At 70.8% G+C, this 17518-nt stretch carries 17 protein-coding genes; 10 read left to right on the forward strand and 7 right to left on the reverse strand.

The genetic code is table 11. The annotated features are described in order from the left end of the window. Nucleotides 1-202: 202 nt before the first annotated feature. Nucleotides 203-1294 (reverse strand): RNA-guided endonuclease InsQ/TnpB family protein, encoded by a 1092-nt coding sequence (locus F4560_RS43690; RefSeq protein WP_376775321.1) that lies wholly within the window; start codon nt 1292-1294, stop codon nt 203-205. A 159-nt stretch (nt 1295-1453) separates the two neighbouring features. Here F4560_RS43690 and F4560_RS19635 point away from each other — a divergent pair, with 159 nt between their 5' ends. Continuing rightward, nucleotides 1454-2866, forward strand: a complete 1413-nt coding sequence (locus tag F4560_RS19635) for a DUF1996 domain-containing protein (protein ID WP_184922005.1) — start codon at nt 1454-1456, stop codon at nt 2864-2866. A 78-nt stretch (nt 2867-2944) separates the two neighbouring features. Here the strand turns inward: F4560_RS19635 and F4560_RS19640 are convergent, their stop codons facing one another. Further along, nucleotides 2945-4423, reverse strand: coding sequence for a PucR family transcriptional regulator (locus tag F4560_RS19640; RefSeq protein WP_184922007.1), 1479 nt, complete (start codon nt 4421-4423; stop codon nt 2945-2947). A gap of 176 nt (nt 4424-4599) precedes the next feature. On the opposite strand from F4560_RS19640, the gene F4560_RS19645 reads away from it, so the two are divergent. From F4560_RS19645 to F4560_RS19670, 6 genes are read left to right on the forward strand one after another with little or no spacing between them, the layout of a single operon-like run. Continuing rightward, nucleotides 4600-5472 carry an FAD binding domain-containing protein gene (locus tag F4560_RS19645; protein ID WP_184922009.1) on the forward strand — a complete coding sequence of 291 codons (873 nt, stop codon included), beginning with the start codon at nt 4600-4602 and terminating at the stop codon, nt 5470-5472. A 2-nt stretch (nt 5473-5474) separates the two neighbouring features. Beyond that, nucleotides 5475-5948: a (2Fe-2S)-binding protein gene (locus F4560_RS19650; protein ID WP_184922011.1), complete on the forward strand. Its 474-nt coding sequence runs from the start codon at nt 5475-5477 to the stop codon at nt 5946-5948. After that, nucleotides 5945-7300, forward strand: coding sequence for an 8-oxoguanine deaminase (locus F4560_RS19655; RefSeq protein ID WP_184922013.1), 1356 nt, complete (start codon nt 5945-5947; stop codon nt 7298-7300). The genes F4560_RS19650 and F4560_RS19655 overlap by 4 nt, the downstream gene beginning before the upstream one ends. Beyond that, nucleotides 7297-9516, forward strand: a complete 2220-nt coding sequence (locus F4560_RS19660) for a xanthine dehydrogenase family protein molybdopterin-binding subunit (RefSeq protein ID WP_184922015.1) — start codon at nt 7297-7299, stop codon at nt 9514-9516. The genes F4560_RS19655 and F4560_RS19660 overlap by 4 nt, the downstream gene beginning before the upstream one ends. Before the next feature lie 29 nt (nt 9517-9545). Beyond that, nucleotides 9546-10028 (forward strand): nucleoside deaminase, encoded by a 483-nt coding sequence (locus F4560_RS19665; protein ID WP_184922017.1) that lies wholly within the window; start codon nt 9546-9548, stop codon nt 10026-10028. Between the two features lie 40 nt (nt 10029-10068). After that, the gene (locus tag F4560_RS19670; protein ID WP_184929258.1) at nt 10069-11418 is read left to right on the forward strand and encodes an FAD-dependent oxidoreductase; all 1350 of its coding nucleotides are present in this window, start codon (nt 10069-10071) and stop codon (nt 11416-11418) included. A gap of 11 nt (nt 11419-11429) precedes the next feature. Here the strand turns inward: F4560_RS19670 and F4560_RS19675 are convergent, their stop codons facing one another. From F4560_RS19675 to F4560_RS19690, 4 genes are read right to left on the reverse strand one after another with little or no spacing between them, the layout of a single operon-like run. Beyond that, nucleotides 11430-12047: a response regulator gene (locus F4560_RS19675; RefSeq protein WP_184922019.1), complete on the reverse strand. Its 618-nt coding sequence runs from the start codon at nt 12045-12047 to the stop codon at nt 11430-11432. Beyond that, complete coding sequence (locus tag F4560_RS46240) at nt 12044-13240, reverse strand: sensor histidine kinase (RefSeq protein WP_184922021.1); 1197 nt, start codon at nt 13238-13240, stop codon at nt 12044-12046. The genes F4560_RS19675 and F4560_RS46240 overlap by 4 nt, the downstream gene beginning before the upstream one ends. A 12-nt stretch (nt 13241-13252) precedes the next feature. Next, nucleotides 13253-13978, reverse strand: coding sequence for an ABC transporter permease (locus tag F4560_RS19685; protein WP_184922023.1), 726 nt, complete (start codon nt 13976-13978; stop codon nt 13253-13255). Nucleotides 13979-13982: 4 nt separating this feature from the next. Beyond that, nucleotides 13983-14891, reverse strand: a complete 909-nt coding sequence (locus F4560_RS19690; protein WP_184922025.1) for an ABC transporter ATP-binding protein — start codon at nt 14889-14891, stop codon at nt 13983-13985. A 140-nt stretch (nt 14892-15031) separates the two neighbouring features. Between F4560_RS19690 and F4560_RS19695 the strand changes: the two genes are divergently transcribed. Further along, nucleotides 15032-15502 carry a hypothetical protein gene (locus tag F4560_RS19695; RefSeq protein WP_184922028.1) on the forward strand — a complete coding sequence of 157 codons (471 nt, stop codon included), beginning with the start codon at nt 15032-15034 and terminating at the stop codon, nt 15500-15502. 87 nt (nt 15503-15589) lie between these two features. Further along, the gene (locus F4560_RS19700) at nt 15590-16204 is read left to right on the forward strand and encodes a DUF305 domain-containing protein (RefSeq protein WP_184922030.1); all 615 of its coding nucleotides are present in this window, start codon (nt 15590-15592) and stop codon (nt 16202-16204) included. On the opposite strand, the gene F4560_RS19705 is transcribed toward F4560_RS19700, so the two are convergent. After that, a complete protein-coding gene (locus tag F4560_RS19705) occupies nt 16188-16700 on the reverse strand; it encodes a DUF2269 domain-containing protein (RefSeq protein ID WP_246477846.1) in 513 nt (170 codons plus the stop codon). The two genes, F4560_RS19700 and F4560_RS19705, sit on opposite strands and share 17 nt — an antisense overlap. 208 nt (nt 16701-16908) lie before the next feature. Between F4560_RS19705 and F4560_RS19710 the strand changes: the two genes are divergently transcribed. Beyond that, complete coding sequence (locus F4560_RS19710) at nt 16909-17478, forward strand: TetR/AcrR family transcriptional regulator (protein WP_184922032.1); 570 nt, start codon at nt 16909-16911, stop codon at nt 17476-17478. Nucleotides 17479-17518 lie beyond the last annotated feature (40 nt).

Here is a 17518-nt window from a genome sequence, read left to right on the forward strand (position 1 = left end):
TCGCGGGCCGGGGACGGTACGTATGCCACTGTGTCCACCGCCCACCGGCGGTCGGGGTTCTACGCAAAGCATGCGCGTACCTACGACGAGGTGACACATCCTTGACAACCTCCCCTCCCTAGGGGGATTCCCCGTCGGGCTCGCGCCCGGCAGTTCCTGCTTCTTCTCCCCGGAAGGGAGGTTTCGCCAGATGCCTCGCCGACTAGCGTCGGGTCGGTCTTACCGCGGCTCCACAGGCTGTGACCGCCTGCCCGGCGGCCAGGATGTTGCGCGCGGCGTTCACGTCGCGGTCGTGCGAAACCCCGCAACCGGGGCACGTCCACTCCCGCACCCGCAACGGCAGCAGGTCCAGCAGGTACCCGCAGTCCGAGCAGGTCTTGCTGGAGGGAAACCACCGGTCCACCACGACCAGGTCGCGGCCGTACCAGTCGCACTTGTACTCCAGCATCGACCGCAACTCCGACCACGACGCGTCGGAAATCGCGCGGGCCAACGACCTGTTGCGCAGCATGTTGCGAACCGCCAGATCCTCGATCACGACCAGTTGGTTCTCCCGGACGAGTCGAGTGGTCAACTTGTGCAACAGATCCCGCCGGCGGTCGGCGATACGGGCATGGACACGAGCCACCCGCAACCGGGCCTTGACCCGGTTGGCGGAACCCTTCTCCTTGCGGGCCAGCGCGCGCTGGGCGTGGGCGAGGCGTTCCCGGTCGCGTCGTTCGTGCTTCGGGTTGGTGATCTTCTCCCCTGTGGAGAGGGTGAGCAGGGAGGTGATCCCGGCGTCGACCCCCACGACGCGGTCGACGGGTGGGGCGTGGGCGACGGTGGTCTCGACCAGGATCGACACGTGCCACCGCCCGGCCGGGTCACGCGACACGGTCACCGTGGACGGCTCGGCACCCTCGGGCAGCGGCCTGGACCACACGATGTCCAGCGGCCCGTCCATCTTCGCCAGGGTGAGCCGCCCGTCACGCCAGCGGAACGCCGACCGGGTGTACTCCGCCGATGCCCTGCCCCGCTTACGGGACTTGAACCTCGGATACCGGGACCGCTTCTCCCAGAACGCCGCGAACGCCGACTGCAAGTGCCGCAACGACTGCTGCAACGGCACCGACGACACCTCGTTGAGAAACCCCAACCCGTCGGTCTTCTTCCACTCCGTCAACAGCGCCGACGTCTGCACGTAGTTCACCCGACGCCGCTCACCGAACCACGCCGCCGTACGGGCCTCCAACGCCCGGTTGTACACCACCCGCACACACCCGAACGTACGCAACAACTCCACTTCCTGCACCGCAGAAGGATAGAAGCGGTACCGGAACGCCCGCCTCACCACCGACCCCGACGACACGCATCACATCTAACACCCCAGCAAGTGAACCTGCCGATGCGGGCGAAAGCATCGGTTTCCTCCCCGGCGTGAACGCCGGGGCATCCACCAACAGGAGCCCAGATGACGCGAAACCAGGGGCGGCACCGCTTCTCCCGGCGCACGAAGCTGACTGCCGGCGTGACCGGGTTGGCACTCACGATCGGCCTGGCCGTCGCGATCAGCACCACCGGCGATCAGGGCACCGCCCAGGCGGACGGGGCCGACATCTCCCTGTTCACCGACATCACGAAGCAGCAGCGCAACGTGCAAGCGCCCCGGCCGCAACGGGGCGGCAGCACGGGCACGTTCACGGTGGACTGCGGTCGCAACGAGAACGGCCACTTCAACCCGGACAACTTCATCGCGCAACCCGGCGTCCGCAACGGCGCCGAGCACCTGCACGACTACGTGGGCAACGTGTCGACCGACGCCGACTCCACCGACGAGAGCCTGCTGGAGGCCGACACCACCTGCAAGAACGGTGACAAGTCGGCCTACTTCTGGCCTGTGGTCCGGATCGACCGCGAGAACGAGGACGAGGAACCGGGCGAACCGGCCGCCGCCGAGGTCGAATGCCCGGACGTGCAACGAAAACTGCGCAACGTGCCCCGCCAGGCCAAGGCCGAGGTGGACCGCAACCTCAAGGCGCTCAAGGACCAGATCACCGAGGCCAACGCGAAGCTGAAGGCCGCGGCGGACGTGGACGACGCGAACTTCGTCAACAACACCGTCCTCAAGCCGTTGCGGGACAAGCGGACCGCGACGATCGACCGGATCGTCCAGGCCGTCGACCGGGTCGCGGAACGCCCGCGCGGGCTGAAGAGGCTCGCGCCGTGCACCGTGAAGGACGGCGACGCCAACGACGCCCGGGTCGCCGAAGCGGCGCAGGAAGCCGAAGCGGACGCGCCGGAGAAGGGCGACGGCAAGAGCGCCAGCGACGAGAACGAGTTGCCCGGCAACGAGGGCGAGATCCAGCGCCCCGAGGCCGTGGACATCACCTTCCGCGGCAGCCCGGTCGACAAGGTCGAGGCCATGCCGCAGTTCCTCCGGGTCCTGTACGGCGACGCGAAGGTCTCCACGAACGGCCCGAAGAACGCGCGGAAGTCGTGGACCTGCACCGGGTTCGAGGACAAGGTGCTGATGGACAAGTACCCGATCTGCCCGGAAGGCAGCAAGGTCAAGCGCGTCCACGACTTCGCCAGCTGCTGGGACGGCAAGAACACCGACAGCGCCAACCACCGCGACCACATCGTCTACCCGAACGGGAACGGCAAGTGCCCCAGGGGTTTCAAGGCCGTGCCGCAACTGCGGATCAGCCTGACCTACGACATCCCGCGGGACGTGCAGCTCGCCGGGCAGTACGCCGTGGACGCGTTCCCGCAGGAGGAGCACAACCCGTTCTCCGACCACGACGACTTCGCGAACGTCATGTCCGAGGAGATCATGGACCGGCTGGTGGACTGCGTGAACTCCGGCCGCAGGTGCGGGGAGTGACGACGGTCCAGGCGTGAGGTGACAAGGACGCCATCCCCGACCCGCGCGGCGGCCGGTCGGGGATGGCCCACCTCCAGGTCAACCGGCTTGGAGTGCCAGGTACAGGTCGACGCGTTCGGCGAAGTCCGAGAGGTCCACGCCGAGCAGGTCCTCGACCCGCCCCACCCGGTACCGGAGGGTGTTCACGTGGACGTGGAGGCGGGCGGCGGCTGTGGTCCAGGAGCCGGAGCAGTCGAGGAACGTCCGGAGCGTGCCGACGAGGTCCGAGCCGTGTTCGGCGTCGTAGTCCAGCACCGGCCCCAGGAGTCTGCGGCGCAGTGAACGGCGCAGTTCCTCCGGCACGCCTGCCAGCAGGAGCTGGTGCAGGGCGATCTCCTCCCCCGCCACCACGCACGTCCGCCCCGAACGCCGCTCACCCAGCCGCCGCGCGTGCGACGCCTCGTCCGCCGCACCACGCAGCCCCGCGTGCCCGACCGGTGACGAGATCCCCACCAGCACCCTGGTCGACCGCAGCCCCGGCTCCAACGTCCGCAACGCCGACCGCACGCCCTCGGTCCACGACCCGGACGGCACCAGCGCGTAGACCTCCGCCCCGACAGCGGCCACCAGGAACGTCGGCGTGACGGCGGCCAGCACCTCCTCCACCAGCGCCACGGCCTGCTCGGGCCGACCGTCCGACACCGAAGCCGCCACCACCCGCAGCGGCACGTCCGGGTCCCACCCGACGGCGGCCACCCGGGCACCGACATCACCGCCGGCGAACACCTCGCGCAGCAACGGCCCGGCCGCCCGGTTCTCGATCTCCCGCCCCTGCACGACCCGCGCCCGCTCCACCCCGGCCAGGCTGGCCAGCTCGGCGGCCACGTCGTCCCGCGCACGGTCGCCGGCGACCACCAGGATCCACCCCGTCAACCGCGAACCGCCGCGCGTGGACACCGGCAGCAACGTCACACCGCGCACCACCTTGGGCAGCCGGTCGGCCAGCAGGAACTCGCGGACCAGCGCCGCGGCCTCGGGCAGCTCGGGTCCGGCGACCACGTGACCGGTGCACGACAGGACCCAGCACGGCGCGTCCAGCTCCGCCGCACCGACCGCCACCAGCTCCGACAGCCCACCACCGTCGGCGACCACGGTCAGCAGCCGCCGGTGCCGGCCGAGCTGCGCCCCCGCGTCGCCCACCCGTTCGGCGGCCAGCTCCAGCACCACCCGTTCGGTGATGGCCGCGAACGACAAGTCGACCGGCACCTCCAGCAGCGGCACGCCGTGCCGTTGGCACGCCTCGATCAGCGCTTCGGGCAATTCGCCGACATCGGGTGAGCTGGCTGCCAACGCGGCCACTCCGGAAGACGCCAAAGACGAGACGAACTGTTCACAATCGGCCGCCGTGCGATGCCACAACAACCCGGAAAGCACCAGCTCACCACCGGACAGGTAACGGGCGGGATCGGGCAGTTCGGTGCCATAGAGCCTGGTCACGGGCCTGTCCAGCCACTCGGCGCCGCTGACCAGCCGCAGCCGGAGTTCCGGCATCCCGAGCAGGCTGCGCACCAGCAACACGCCCGCCTCCTCCACGTCACACCGCTCGTTTACCTTCGTCCGATCGTGTTTGTAGGAAAGCACAAATCCACTGCCTGTAGGAGCCTGGGATTCATGCGGCGCCGCCGTAGCCGATCACCCGTCCAGGTCTGTGTACTGGCTCACACACCGCGCACGTCCAGACACCGAGGTAGCCGATGGATTTCCTCCGCCCCGACACCCTCGCCGAGGCGCTGGCCCACAAGGCCGAGCGCCCCGACGCCGTGCCCATCGCCGGCGGCACGGACGTGATGGTGGAGCTGAACTTCGACCACCGCCGTCCCGCCGCGCTGCTCGACCTGACCCGGATCGCCGAGCTGCGGACCTGGGACGAGGACGACGGCGCGGTGCGCATCGGGGCCGCCGTCCCGTACACGCGGATCATCGAGGAGTTGGGCGGGCGGCTGCCGGGCTTGGCGATGGCGTCCCGCACGGTCGGCTCACCGCAGATCCGCAACCGGGGCACGGTCGGCGGCAACCTCGGCGCGGCCTCCCCCGCCGGTGACACGCACCCCGTCCTGCTCGCCGCGGGCGCGACGGTGGAGGCCGCCTCGACCAGGGGCACCCGGCTCATCCCGGCCACCGACTTCTACCTGGGCGTGAAGCGGCACGCGCTGGAGCCGGACGAGCTGATCACGGCGGTCCACGTGCCGGTCACACACGCGCCGCAGCAGTTCTCGAAGGTCGGCACGCGCAACGCCATGGTGATCGCGGTGTGCTCGTTCGCCGTCGCCCTGCACCCGGCGCAGAGCCGGGTCGGCGCGGCGGTCGGCAGTGCCGCTCCCACGCCACGCCGGGCGTCGGCCGCCGAGGAGTTCCTGTCCGCCGAGCTGACGTCCACGAACCAGTGGGAGTCGCCGAAACCGTTGCTGGACTCGGTGAAACGGCGGTTCGGCGACCTGGTCGCGGAGGCCGCGAGCCCGATCGACGACGTGCGCGGCTCGGCCGCGTACCGCAAGCACGCCCTCTCCGTGCTGGCCCGCCGCACGCTCGGCTGGGCCTGGCAGGACTACTCCGGGAAGGTGGCCTGAGCATGCGCGTGAACGTGACGGTGAACGGCGAGCAGCGGCAGGCCGACGACGTGTGGGAAGGCGAGAGCCTGCTGTACCTGCTCCGCGAGCGGCTGGGGCTGCCCGGTTCCAAGAACGCCTGTGAGCAGGGCGAATGCGGCTCGTGCACGGTCTACCTGGACAGCGTGCCGGTGTGCGCCTGCCTGGTGGCCGCGGGTCAGGCGCAGGACCGTGAGGTGCGGACGGTGGAGGGGTTGGTCCAGGGCGATCGGCTCGACCCGGTGCAGGAGGCGTTCGTGGACGCGGGCGCGGTGCAGTGCGGGTTCTGCACGCCCGGTCTGGTGGTCGCCGCGCACGACCTGCTCGACCGGGTGCCGAAGCCCAGCGACCCGGAGATCCGCGAGGCGTTGGCCGGGAACCTGTGCCGCTGCACGGGTTACGAGAAGATCCTGGACGCGGTGCGCCTCGCAGCGAGCCGCAAAGAGGCCGGCGCATGACCCCCACGATCCTGGACGGCGTCGCGGTGGCCACGGTGGACGCCGCGGGCACCGAGCACGCGTTCGGCCACGTCGTCATCGAGCACGGCGTGATCACCGCCGTCGGCCCCGGCCAGGCGCCCAAACCCACCGGCCCGCACACCTGGATCGACGGCAGCGGCTGCCTGGTCACGCCCGGTCTGGTCAACACCCACCACCACCTCTACCAGTGGGCCACCCGGGGCTTCGCCCAGGACGCCACCCTGTTCGAGTGGCTGACCACGCTGTACCCGGTGTGGGGCGGCCTGGACGCGGAGATCACGCACGCGGCTGCATCCGCCGGGCTGGCGCGGCTCGCGTCCACCGGCTGCACGACCGCCGCCGACCACCACTACGTCTACCCGCGCGAGGGCGGTGACCAGTTCGAGGCCCTTGTCGCCGCAGGCAAGCGCATCGGCATCCGCCTGCACGCCATCCGCGGCTCGATGGACCGCGGCCGGTCGCACGGCGGGCTCCCGCCGGACAACCTGGTCGAGGACACCGAAGGCGCGCTCATCGCCACCGAACAGGCCGCGAACGACCACCACGACCCCCTGCCGGACGCGTTGATCCGGGTGGCCGTCGGGCCGTGCTCGCCGTTCACGGTCAGCCCCGAGCTGATGAGCGGAGCGGCGGAACTGGGCCGTGCCAAGGGAGTCCGGCTGCACACGCACCTCGCCGAGACCGTGGACGAGGAGGAGCAGTGCCTGGCCGAGTTCGGCTGCACGCCCACCGAGTACGCCGAACGGCTCGGCTGGCTGGGTGACGACGTGTGGCTCGCACACACCGTGCACCTGTCACCCGAAGCGGTGAAACGGCTGGGCGCGACCGGCACCGGCAGCGCGCACTGCCCGACGTCGAACGGTCGGCTGGGCACCGGTATCGCACCGGTCCGCGACCTGCTCGACGCGGGCGCGCCGGTCGGCTTGGGGGTGGACGGCGCGGCGTCCAACGAGTCCGGCGGGATGGTCGAGGAGCTGCACCAAGCGCTGCTGCAAGCCCGCCAGCGCGGCGGACCCAAGGCGCTGAACGCCCGTGAAGCGCTGTGGCTGGGCACGATGGGCGGCGCGCGGTGCCTCGGGCGTGATCAGGAGATCGGCTCGATCGAACCGGGCAAGCTCGCCGACCTGGCCGTGTGGCGGCTCGACGGCCTGGACCACGCGGGCATCGACGACCCGGTGGCCGCCCTGGTCCTCGGCCCGCAGCCACGGCTCAAGCTGCTGATGGTGGGCGGCCGGACCGTGGTGGACGACGGCGAACTGCGCACCGCCTCCGAAACCGACCTCGCGCGCGACCTGCGTGCCGCGGCCGAGCGACTGAAGGGGACGCAATGAGCCTCACCCCCGCCGACCTGACCTCCGCCGTGGCCGGTGGCATCGGCGCCAGCGCCCAACGACCGGACGGGAACCTCAAGGTGCGCGGCGAGTTCGCCTACGCCTCGGACCTGTGGCACGAGGACATGATCTGGGGTACGACCCTCCGCAGTCCACACCCGTACGCGCGGATCGTCTCGGTCGACATCACCGAGGCGCTGAAGGTCCCCGGCGTGTACGCGGTGCTGACGCACGAGGACGTGCCAGGGCAGAACCGGTACGGCCTGGAGCACAAGGACCAGCCGGTGCTCGCCGAGGATGTCGTGCGCTACCAAGGTGAACCGGTCGCGGTGGTCGGCGCGGACCACCCGGAAACCGCGCTGCGCGCCATGAAGCGCATCAAGGTCGAGTACGACGTGCTCACGCCCGTGGTGGACATGGAGACCGCGGCCGACGACACGCCGCTGCACCCCGCCGGCAACGTCGTGCGGCACGTGCCGATCCGACGTGGCGACCAGCACGCGGCAGCCGAGGTCGTGGTCACCGGGCGGTACGAGGTCGGGATGCAGGACCAGGCGTTCCTCGGTCCCGAGTCCGGATTGGCCGTGCCGGACGAGGAGGGTGGCGTCGACCTCTACATCGCCACGCAGTGGCTGCACGTCGACCAGGCGCAGGTGGCGGTGGCGCTGGGCCTGCCGCTGGAGCAGGTGCGGCTGACGCTGTCCGGTGTCGGCGGCGCGTTCGGTGGGCGTGAGGACCTGTCGATGCAGGTCCACGCGTGCCTGCTGGCGTTGCGCACCGGCAAGCCGACCAAGATGGTCTACAACCGCGAGGAGTCGTTCTACGGGCACGTCCACCGGCACCCGGCGGTGCTGTACTACGAGCACGGCGCGGACCGCACCGGCAGGCTCGTGTACGTCAAGGCGCGGATCTTCCTCGACGGCGGCGCGTACGCGTCCAGCACGTCCGCCGTGGTGGCGAACGCGGCGACGCTCGGTGTCGGGCCTTACGACGTGGACAACGTGACCGTCGACTGCTGGGGCGTGTACACGAACAACCCGCCGTGCGGCGCGATGCGCGGATTCGGTGCGGTGCAAGCGGCTTTCGCCTATGAGTCCCAAATGGACAGACTCGCCGAGGCGTTGGACATGGATCCGGTGGACGTGCGGATCGTCAACGCGATGAGCGAGGGCTCGGTCATGCCGACCGGTCAGGTGATCGACTCGGCCGCCCCCGTCGCGCAGTTGCTGAAGTTGGTGCGGGACAAGCCGATGCCGCCGCTGCCGGCTGCGGTGGACCTGCTGGACATGCCCGGCGGCGTCTCGAACACCACGCACGGCGAGGGGGTGGTGCGCGGCGTCGGTTATGCCGTGGGCATCAAGAACATCTGCTTCTCCGAGGGCTTCGACGACTACTCGACCGTGCGGGTCCGGTTGCAGATCATCAACGGCGAGCCGGCCGCGTTGGCGCACACGGCGGCGGCCGAGGTCGGGCAGGGCCTGGTGACGATCATGCAGCAGATCGTGCGCACCGAGCTGGGGGTGGAGCGGGTGACGATCCTGCCGATGGACACCAGCATCGGCAACGGCGGCTCGACGTCCGCGTCCCGGCAGACCTACGTGACGGGTGGCGCGGTGAAGGCCGCCTGCGCGGCCGTGCGGGAGAAGCTGGTCAAGCTCGCCGGCGGACGTGAGCCGGTGGACCTGGTGGAACTCTTGGGCGACGAGGTGATCGACGAGACCGTGGAGTGGCGGCACCGGGCCACCGAGCGGATCGACCCGCTGACGGGGCAGGGCAACGCGCACGTGCAGTACGGGTTCGCCGCGCACCGCGCCGTGGTGGACGTGGACGTGGAGCTGGGTCTGGTGAAGGTGGTCGAGCTGGACTGCGCGCAGGACGTCGGCAAGGCGCTCAACCCGCAGGCCGTGCTGGGTCAGATCCAGGGCGGGTCGGCGCAGGGGCTCGGGCTCGCGGTGATGGAGGAGATCCAGCTCGCGGGCGGCAAGGTGCGCAACCCGTCGTTCACCGACTACCTCATCCCGACCGTGCTCGACATGCCGCCGATGAGCATCGACGTGCTGGAACTCGGCGACCCGAACGCGCCGTACGGTGTGCGCGGCGTCGGCGAGCCGCCCACCATCTCGTCCACCCCGGCCATCGTGGCGGCCATCCGCGCCGCGACCGGCCTCGCCCTGACCCGCGTGCCCGTGCGGCCCGAACACATCACCGGCACCTGAGCTGTGGCTCATGCCTTGAGGAGCGCTTCATGACCACGTCCGTCTCACCCGATGACGCCTGGCTGCGTGCGTCGATCGACCTGGCCACCCGCAACGTCGCCGCGGGTGGCGGGCCGTTCGGCGCGGTGATCGTCCGGGCCGGCGAGGTGATCGCGACCGGCACGAACCAGGTCACCCCGACCCTCGACCCGACCGCGCACGCCGAGGTGGTCGCCATCCGTGCGGCTTGCCAGGCCGTCGGCGACTTCCGCCTCACCGGCTGCGTGCTGGTGTCGTCCTGCGAACCGTGCCCGCTGTGCCTGTCCGCCGCGCTGTGGGCGCGGGTCGACCGGGTCGTCTACGCCGCGGACCGGGACGACGCCGCCGCGGCGGGCTTCGACGACCGCGCGTTCCACGACCTCTTCGGCCGTCCCCGCGACACGTGGAGCCTTCCGGTGCACCGGATCTCCACCGGCGACGACAACGCCCCGTTCACCGCCTGGCTCTCCCGCGCGGATCGCATCGACTACTAGGCAGTGTCGCGCGTAGAGCTAGCATGCCGCCGTGGCTGACATGATCGGAAAGCGCGCGGTAGTGGTGGGCGGCGGCATCGCGGGTCTCACCGCGGCGCGTGCACTCGCCGACCGGTTCGAAGAGGTGGTCGTACTCGACCGCGACGAGTTACCGGACGAGGTGGAGCCGCGCAAGGGCGTGCCGCAGGGTCACCACGCGCACACCCTGATGGCCGGTGGTCGCCGGGCGCTGGAGGAGCTCTTCCCGGGGCTGGACGCCGAACTGGTCGAGGCCGGAGCCGTCGACCTCGACCACGGCCTGGGCATCTCGACGGCCCGGTTCGGCCGGGTCGGATCGCACTGGACGGCCGGCGTGCACATGATGAGCGCGAGCCGGCCGCTGGTGGAGACCTCGATCCGGCGCCGGGTGCGTGCGGTGGAGTCGGTGCGGCTGCGGACCGGGGTCGCGGTGTCCGGGCTGGTCGGCGAGGACGGCCGGGTCACCGGTGTGTCCCTGGACGACGGCGAGGTGATCGAAGCGGACCTCGTCGTCGACTGCACGGGCCGGGGAACGCGGTCCAACCACTGGCTCGCCGCGCTGGGCCTGGCCGTGCCCGAGTCGGTCGAGGTCAAGGCCGGAGTCGGCTACGCCAGCAGGCTCTACCGCAGGACGGACCTGGTCGAGCCCAAGATCGCGTTCGCGGTGCCCGTCGCGCCCGCGGAGTTCCGGGCCGGGCTCATGCTGCCGATCGAGGGCGACCGCTGGCTGGTGTCGCTCAGCGGGTGGCACGACCGGTTCCCGCACGACGACGAGGAGTTCGAGTCGCACGCCGCGTCGTTGCCGCACCCGGCGATCCGGGAGGTCGTGAGCACCGGCGAGCCGCTGACCGGGATCTCCGTGATCCGGTTCCCGGCCAGTCGGCGGCGGTACTTCGAGCGCTTGCGCCGGTCGCCCGCCGGTTTCCTCACCCTCGGCGACGCCGTGTGCAGCTTCAACCCGATCTACGGCCAGGGCATGTCCTGCGCCGCGATGGCCGCCGCGGAACTGCGTCGGCTGCTCGGCGTGCACGGGGCCGTGACCCCGGAACTGTCCACCGAGTACTACCGCCGTGTCGCCGGGATCCTGGCCACCCCGTGGCGGTTCGCCACCGGCGGCGACTACCGCTACCCGCAGACCGAAGGCCGACGGCCGCGCGGCATCCGCCTGACCAACGCCTACACCATGCTGATCCTGCTCGCGTGCTCGGCGGACGAGGACCTGCGCCGGACGTACGTCTCGGTCCAACACCTCCTCCTCGACTCGGCGGTGCTGCGAACCCCGACCATGGCCCTCCGCGTACTCCGCCGCGCCCTGCAGGCAGCCCGACGTTCACGCCGCCAGGCCGCAGCCGCGAAATCGTCTTCGAGCTGATCACGGCGTAGCTAGGCGCCGAGCAGGCCCCGTTCGTACGCGACCGCGACCGCCGCGGCGCGGTCCTTTACGCCGAGCTTCGTGTACACGTGCACCAAGTGCGTCTTCACGGTCGCCTCGCTGATGAACAGCTTCGCCGCCGCCTCACGGTTCGTGCACCCCCGCGCGATCAACCCCAGCACCTCCACCTCACGATCGCTCAAAGGCTCCGCGGCCGGCGTGCGGACCTGGCCCAGCAATCGCGTGGCGACCGACGGCGACAGCACCGCGTCCCCCCGAGCCGCCGAACGCACCGCACGGAACAGCTCGTCGCGCGGAGTGTCCTTCAGCAGGTACCCCGTGGCCCCGGCCTTGATCGCCGGCAGCACGTCGCTGTCCGTGTCGTACGTGGTCAGGACCAGGACACGGGTGGGGAAGCCGCGCAGCCGCTCGATCGCCGTGACGCCGTCCACCCCCGGCATCCGCAGGTCCATCAGCACGACGTCCGGCGACACTGCCCGCACCACGGCCACCGCCTCCGCGCCGTCCGCCGCCTCACCCACCACCTCGACGTCACCGGCGCCCGCGAGCATCCCGCGCAGCCCGTCCCGCACCACCGGGTGGTCGTCCACGATCACCACCCGGATCACGCGACGACCTCCGCCGGGATCGCGGGCACCGATGCCGACACGGCCGTGCCGCCACCCGGCTCGGACTCCACCACCAACGCGCCCGCCAGCCGTGACACCCGTTGCCGCATGCCGATCAGCCCGAAACCGTCCGTCTGCACCGCCGGGTCGAACCCTGAACCGTCGTCACGCACGTCCAGCGTCACCACGTCCTCCATGTACGACAACGTCAACCCGACCCGTGAAGCGGCGGCGTGCTTGGCCACGTTGGCCAACGCCTCCTGCGCCGCACGCAGCAACGTCACCTCCACCTCGGGGTGCAGAGCGCGCGCCGCACCCGTCGTGTGCACGGACGCGGCCACCCCCGTCTGGTCCGTCCACCCCGTGACGACCTCGGCCAACGCGTCCGGCAGGTTCGCGTCCACCAGCGCGGGCGGGCTGAGGGCGTGCACCGAACGACGCGCCTCGGCCAGGTTCTCCCGCGCCAGCCGCAACGCCCTCTCCACGTGCCGCGGCGGGTTCTCGTCCGCCTGGAGCTGCGTGATGATGCCGGTGAACCCCTGGGCGAGGGTGTCGTGGATCTCCCGCGCCAACCGCTGGCGCTCGTCCAGCACGCCCGCCTCCCGCGCCTGGATGAGCAACTGGGCGTGCAGGCCCGCGTTCTCCTCCATCATCGCCGCCATCTCGGCCACCATCTCCTTGCGGCGCCGGGACTGCTCGGACGTGATGTGGCCGACCGTGGTGAACGTGCAGGCGATGACCACGATGACCACGACGACGACCAGGTACACCACGATCGGCCCGAGCTCCGCCGGCGGGAAGCCGCCGTACAGCGACGTCGCCGCCAGCACCCCGGTCGCCGACACCCCGACGAGCTTCCACCGGCCGGGCAGCACCTCGATGGCGTAGATGTACCCGGCGAAGGAGTAGAAGCCGAACATCGGATCGCGCAGCCCCAGCAGCGCGTACGCCACCAGGATGCCGACGAAGAACACCGCCATCAGGCCGCGCCTGGAGCGCCAGTCCGGGTGCAGGGTGAACCACCACAGCATCCACAGGCCGGTCGCCATCGCGATGCCGGCGTTGACCGCTTCGGTCGGCCACGGGTCCGTCCCGGTCACCAGGTACACGGCCGTCGTCAGCACCAGCACGAAGTACGGGATGGCGTGCCCGGCGACGGTCAGCCGCCGTTCCCACATGTCCAGCACGTCCATCGCGCGCACCCCCTACTCCCAGCGGAAAGACTTCGCCGCGACGGTACCCGCCACCACCGTGACCAGCGCCAGCACGCCGAGGTGCACGGGATCGGGTGCGGCGCCCAGCCACGACTCCTGCAACGCCTCCACGCCGGGCGGCAGGTACGCGCCGATGGTGTTGAGGAAGTCCGGCAGCAGGAACCGGGGCAGGTACACGCCGCCGAAGAACATGACCAGCATGAACACCACGGTCGCCCACCCTCCGGCGGACCGCGCCGTCGGCGCCCAGGCCGCCACCAGCAGACCGATGGCGGACAGCGACAGCATGCCGAGCAGGCACGTCACGAAGAACCCGAGCGGGTGGTGCGGCAGGTCGATGTCGAACACCAGCCGGGCCACCGCCATCAGCAGCACGATCGAGATCGCGCCCGCGATCACGTTGACCGCCACCTGCGCCACCAGCAGGCGTGCCGGGTGGACGGGGGTGGTGGAGAAGCGGCGCAGGATGCCCTTCTCGCGGTAGGTGGCGACGGACGTGGGCAGCTTGTTCAGGCCCAGGAACGCCATCGTGACCACCACCAGGCTGGACATGAAGGCGTCGACGAACCGCAGGTTGCCGAAGTTCGGGTCGGGCGTGCGCAACGCGGGGATCGCGCCGAGCACCAGCAGCAGGATGGTCGGGAAGAGGACGGCGAACACGACCATGCTCGGCTCGCGCAGGAACAGCTTCCACTCGGTGCTGATGATCTTCAACATGCTGCTACTCCGAGAGCGTTCGGCCGGTGAGGCGGATGAAGGCGTCGTCCAGGCCCGCCTGCTCGATGCGCAGGTCGGCGGCGACGATCTGGTTGCGGGCGAGCACGGACGTGACGGCGTGCAGCAGGTTGCCGGTGCCGGTGACGACGAGCTGCGGCCCGTGCTGCTCGACGCCGGAGACCTCCGGCAGCGCTTCGAGCAGCTTCACGTCGAGCGGCGCGGTGGGTCGGAACCGGACCCGCTGCTCACCGTCCACTCGGGACACGAGCCCGGCCGGCGTGTCCACCGCGACCAGCTTGCCCTCGTCGATCAGGGCGATCCGGTCGCACAGCCGTTCCGCTTCCTCCATGAAGTGGGTGACCAGGACGACCGTGACGCCGGAGTCCCGGATCTGCTCGACCAGGCTCCACGTGTCGCGGCGGGCCTGCGGGTCGAGGCCGGTGGTCAGCTCGTCCAGCACGGCGATCCTGGGCTTGCCGATCAGCGCCAGCGCGATGGAGACGCGTTGCTTCTGGCCGCCGGAGAGCTTGCGGTACTCCGTTTTGGCCCGATCGGCCAGGCCGAGACGGGCGAGCAGCTCGCGCCAGTCAGCCGGGTCGCGGTAGAAGGACGCGTAGAGGTCCAGCGCCTCGCCGACCCGGATGCGGTCGGGCAGTTCGCTCTGCTGCAACTGCACGCCGAGCCGGGTGCGCAACTCCGCCCGGTCGCGCTTCGGGTCGAGCCCGTCGACGCGGATCGTGCCGCCGTCCGGTGTGCGCAACCCCTCGACGCACTCGACGGTCGTGGTCTTCCCCGCCCCGTTCGGGCCGAGGATCCCGAAGATCTCCCCCTCGTCGACGGAGAACGAGACACCGTCCACCGCGACCTTCCGGTCGTACCTCTTGACGAGGTCGACCACCTCGATGATTGCCATGCCACAAGCGTCGTCGCGGAGGCGGCCGTGCGGATCACACGGCGGGCCAGACGTCGCATCAACCAATCGGTTGATTCACCCGTAGACCACCCCGAGACCTCAGGGGTCGTCGCGCCGCGCTCGTTCGGTATCGTGGCGGCGTGGTCGCCCCGGTCCGTGTCCGCGCCCTCCAATGGGTGTTGGTGTTGGCGCTCGCGATCGCGGTCGTGGGGATGCACCACCTGAGCGGTCACGGGGCCGGTCATTCCGACGCCGGGATGAACGCCGGGATGCCAGCGGCCGTCGCGGTCGAGTCCGTCGCGGTCGACTGCTGTGCCGGGCACGTGGGCATGGCCGAGCCGCTGCCCGCGATGTCCACCCTGTCCTCGGTGCCGACGGCGACCTTGATGCCCTCGATGCCCGAGCCGTCCGGACAGGACCTGTTGCACCTGTGCCTGGCCGTGCTCGTCGCGGCGCTCGGGCTGGGGCTGTTCCTGCGCGCCCTGCGCCGAAGCCCGGTCTGCGACCTCGTCGGCGCGTTCGTCACCCGGACGATCGGGCGGCGTCCACCACTTCCTCCGCCACGCGGCGCGCCCGCCGTGCTGGCCTCCCTCTGCGTGCTTCGGCTGTGACAGGTCGCGCGTCGATCGTCCTCAAAGGACTGGACGCGCGTCCACACCACACCGCCAGGTCGGCACACACAGAGGAAACACCACACCATGACCAGGAACCACCTGGTCGTGGCGGCGCTTGCCGTCATGACCACCGTCCTCACCGCATGCGGCGGGAGCACGGACCACGGCACGGATCACGGCACGAGCACCACCAGCGCCCAGGCGACGACGGGCTCCGCCGCCGCGCCGTCCGGTGAGCACAACGACGCGGACATCGCCTTCGCGCAAGGCATGATCCCGCACCACGAGGGCGCGATCCGGATGGCGCGGCTCGCGCCGAGCCGCACCACCGACACCCGGATCCTCGACCTCGCGGCACGCGTCGAGAAGGCACAGGACCCGGAGATCAAGACCATGACCGCGTGGCTGGACGCCTGGGGCGCGAGCGCCAAGCCGGGCGGCGGCCACGACGGTCACGGCTCGTCCATGCCCGGCATGAGCGACGAGGACACCGCCAAGCTGGAGGCGGCCAAGGACGCCGACTTCGACCGGACGTTCCTGGAGCTCATGATCGAGCACCACCAGGGCGCGATCGACATGGCGAACGTGCTGCTCGGCTCGGGCCGGAACGCGGGCGCCAAGCAGCTGGCCGGAGAGATCGTCTCGGCTCAGCAGGCCGAGATCACCGAGATGGAAGGCCTGCTCAAGACCGTCGGCTGAGCCTGGACGCGAACGCCGTGACGCCCTGGGGCTTGTACACGCTCAGGGCCGTCGCGGCGACCAGCACGGCCATCGCGGCCACGGCGTCGACCAGGAGTTGGACCCGCATCCCGTCGTGGTCCGCGCCGAGCGACGACGTGGCCGCCGCCGAGGCCAGGTGGCCGATCGGGTTGGTGTGCACCAGCAGCACGATCGTGGCCAGCGCGGTGAGCACCAGTTTGATCAGCACCCAGTAGTGCCGGAACAGCCCCCACTGCGTGCCCAGACCCTGGATCACGCCCGTGACCAGCGAAGCCACGCTCAGCGGCACGATCACGAACCACGTGGTCGGCTCCATCGCCAGGTACGCGGCCCGCGTCAGCCCGTCGTCCCGGGCGGTCAGGCCCACGACGGCCAGCGCGAGGAAGCTCGCGACCGCGCCGAGCCAGCCGACCGACGTCAGCACGTGCGCGGTGAGCGCGAGCTTGCGCGCCCCCGGCTTCATCAGCGACGTCATCAGTGGCCGCTCGGGCTGTTGCCGGTGAGGTGCAGGACCACGAACGCCACGAACCCGACCAAGGCCACCGCACCCCAGACTTTCACCCAACGCGGCACGCCGACCGACTGTTCACCCATGTCACACCTCGATGTCTCGGATTTATCGAGACACTGTGTCACGTCCTCGGTCACGGTGTCCAGACCACGTCGTCCCGTACAGTGACCGGGTGCCCAGGTTGTGGAACGACACGATCGACGCGCACCGCCGTGCGGTGCGGGACGCGACCCTCGACGCGACCGCCGCGCTGGTGGCCGAGCAGGGCCTGACGTCCGTGACGATGTCGCGGATCGCGGAGAAGGCCGGCATCGGGCGTGCCACGCTCTACAAGTACTTCCCGGACGTCGAAGCGGTCCTGATGGCGTGGCACGAACGCCAGGTCGCCACCCACCTCGACCACCTCACCGCCGTCCGCGACCAGGGCGGCAGCCCCGCGGAACGCCTCCGCGCCGTCCTCCACGCCTACGCGTTCATGTCACGGGCGAAGGGCAACCACAGCCCCGGCCTCTCCGCCGTCCTGCACCAGGGTGAGCACATGGCCAGGGCGCACGGGCACCTCCGCGACTTCCTCCGCGAGCTGCTGGCCGAAGGCGTCGAGGCAGGCGAACTGCGTGACGACGTCGACCCCGCCGAGCTCGCCGGCTACTGCCTGCACGCGCTGGGCGCGGCGACCGACCTGCCGTCCGAGGACGCGGTCCACCGCCTGGTCGTGGTCACGTTGGACGGTCTGCGCAAGTAAGAACGGGCCTGGGGCAGCAGTCTGCCCGACACCGTGGCGC

This window comes from Saccharothrix ecbatanensis, from assembly GCF_014205015.1.
GTDB classification, from domain to species: Bacteria; Actinomycetota; Actinomycetes; order Mycobacteriales; family Pseudonocardiaceae; genus Actinosynnema; species Actinosynnema ecbatanense.

Excerpts from the sequence above, each read along its gene's own strand:
- F4560_RS19705 (WP_246477846.1), bottom strand. The coding sequence starts at position 16,700 with ATGACGTCGCTGATGAAGCCGGGGGCGCGCAAGCTCGCGCTCACCGCG.
- F4560_RS19685 (WP_184922023.1), bottom strand. The coding sequence starts at position 13,978 with ATGTTGAAGATCATCAGCACCGAGTGGAAGCTGTTCCTGCGCGAGCCG.
- F4560_RS19700 (WP_184922030.1), top strand. The coding sequence starts at position 15,590 with ATGACCAGGAACCACCTGGTCGTGGCGGCGCTTGCCGTCATGACCACC.
- F4560_RS19665 (WP_184922017.1), top strand. The coding sequence starts at position 9,546 with ATGACCACGTCCGTCTCACCCGATGACGCCTGGCTGCGTGCGTCGATC.
- F4560_RS19655 (WP_184922013.1), top strand. The coding sequence starts at position 5,945 with ATGACCCCCACGATCCTGGACGGCGTCGCGGTGGCCACGGTGGACGCC.
- F4560_RS19645 (WP_184922009.1), top strand. The coding sequence starts at position 4,600 with ATGGATTTCCTCCGCCCCGACACCCTCGCCGAGGCGCTGGCCCACAAG.
- F4560_RS46240 (WP_184922021.1), bottom strand. The coding sequence starts at position 13,240 with ATGGACGTGCTGGACATGTGGGAACGGCGGCTGACCGTCGCCGGGCAC.
- F4560_RS19650 (WP_184922011.1), top strand. The coding sequence starts at position 5,475 with ATGCGCGTGAACGTGACGGTGAACGGCGAGCAGCGGCAGGCCGACGAC.
- F4560_RS19670 (WP_184929258.1), top strand. The coding sequence starts at position 10,069 with ATGATCGGAAAGCGCGCGGTAGTGGTGGGCGGCGGCATCGCGGGTCTC.
- F4560_RS19635 (WP_184922005.1), top strand. The coding sequence starts at position 1,454 with ATGACGCGAAACCAGGGGCGGCACCGCTTCTCCCGGCGCACGAAGCTG.
- F4560_RS19660 (WP_184922015.1), top strand. The coding sequence starts at position 7,297 with ATGAGCCTCACCCCCGCCGACCTGACCTCCGCCGTGGCCGGTGGCATC.
- F4560_RS19690 (WP_184922025.1), bottom strand. The coding sequence starts at position 14,891 with ATGGCAATCATCGAGGTGGTCGACCTCGTCAAGAGGTACGACCGGAAG.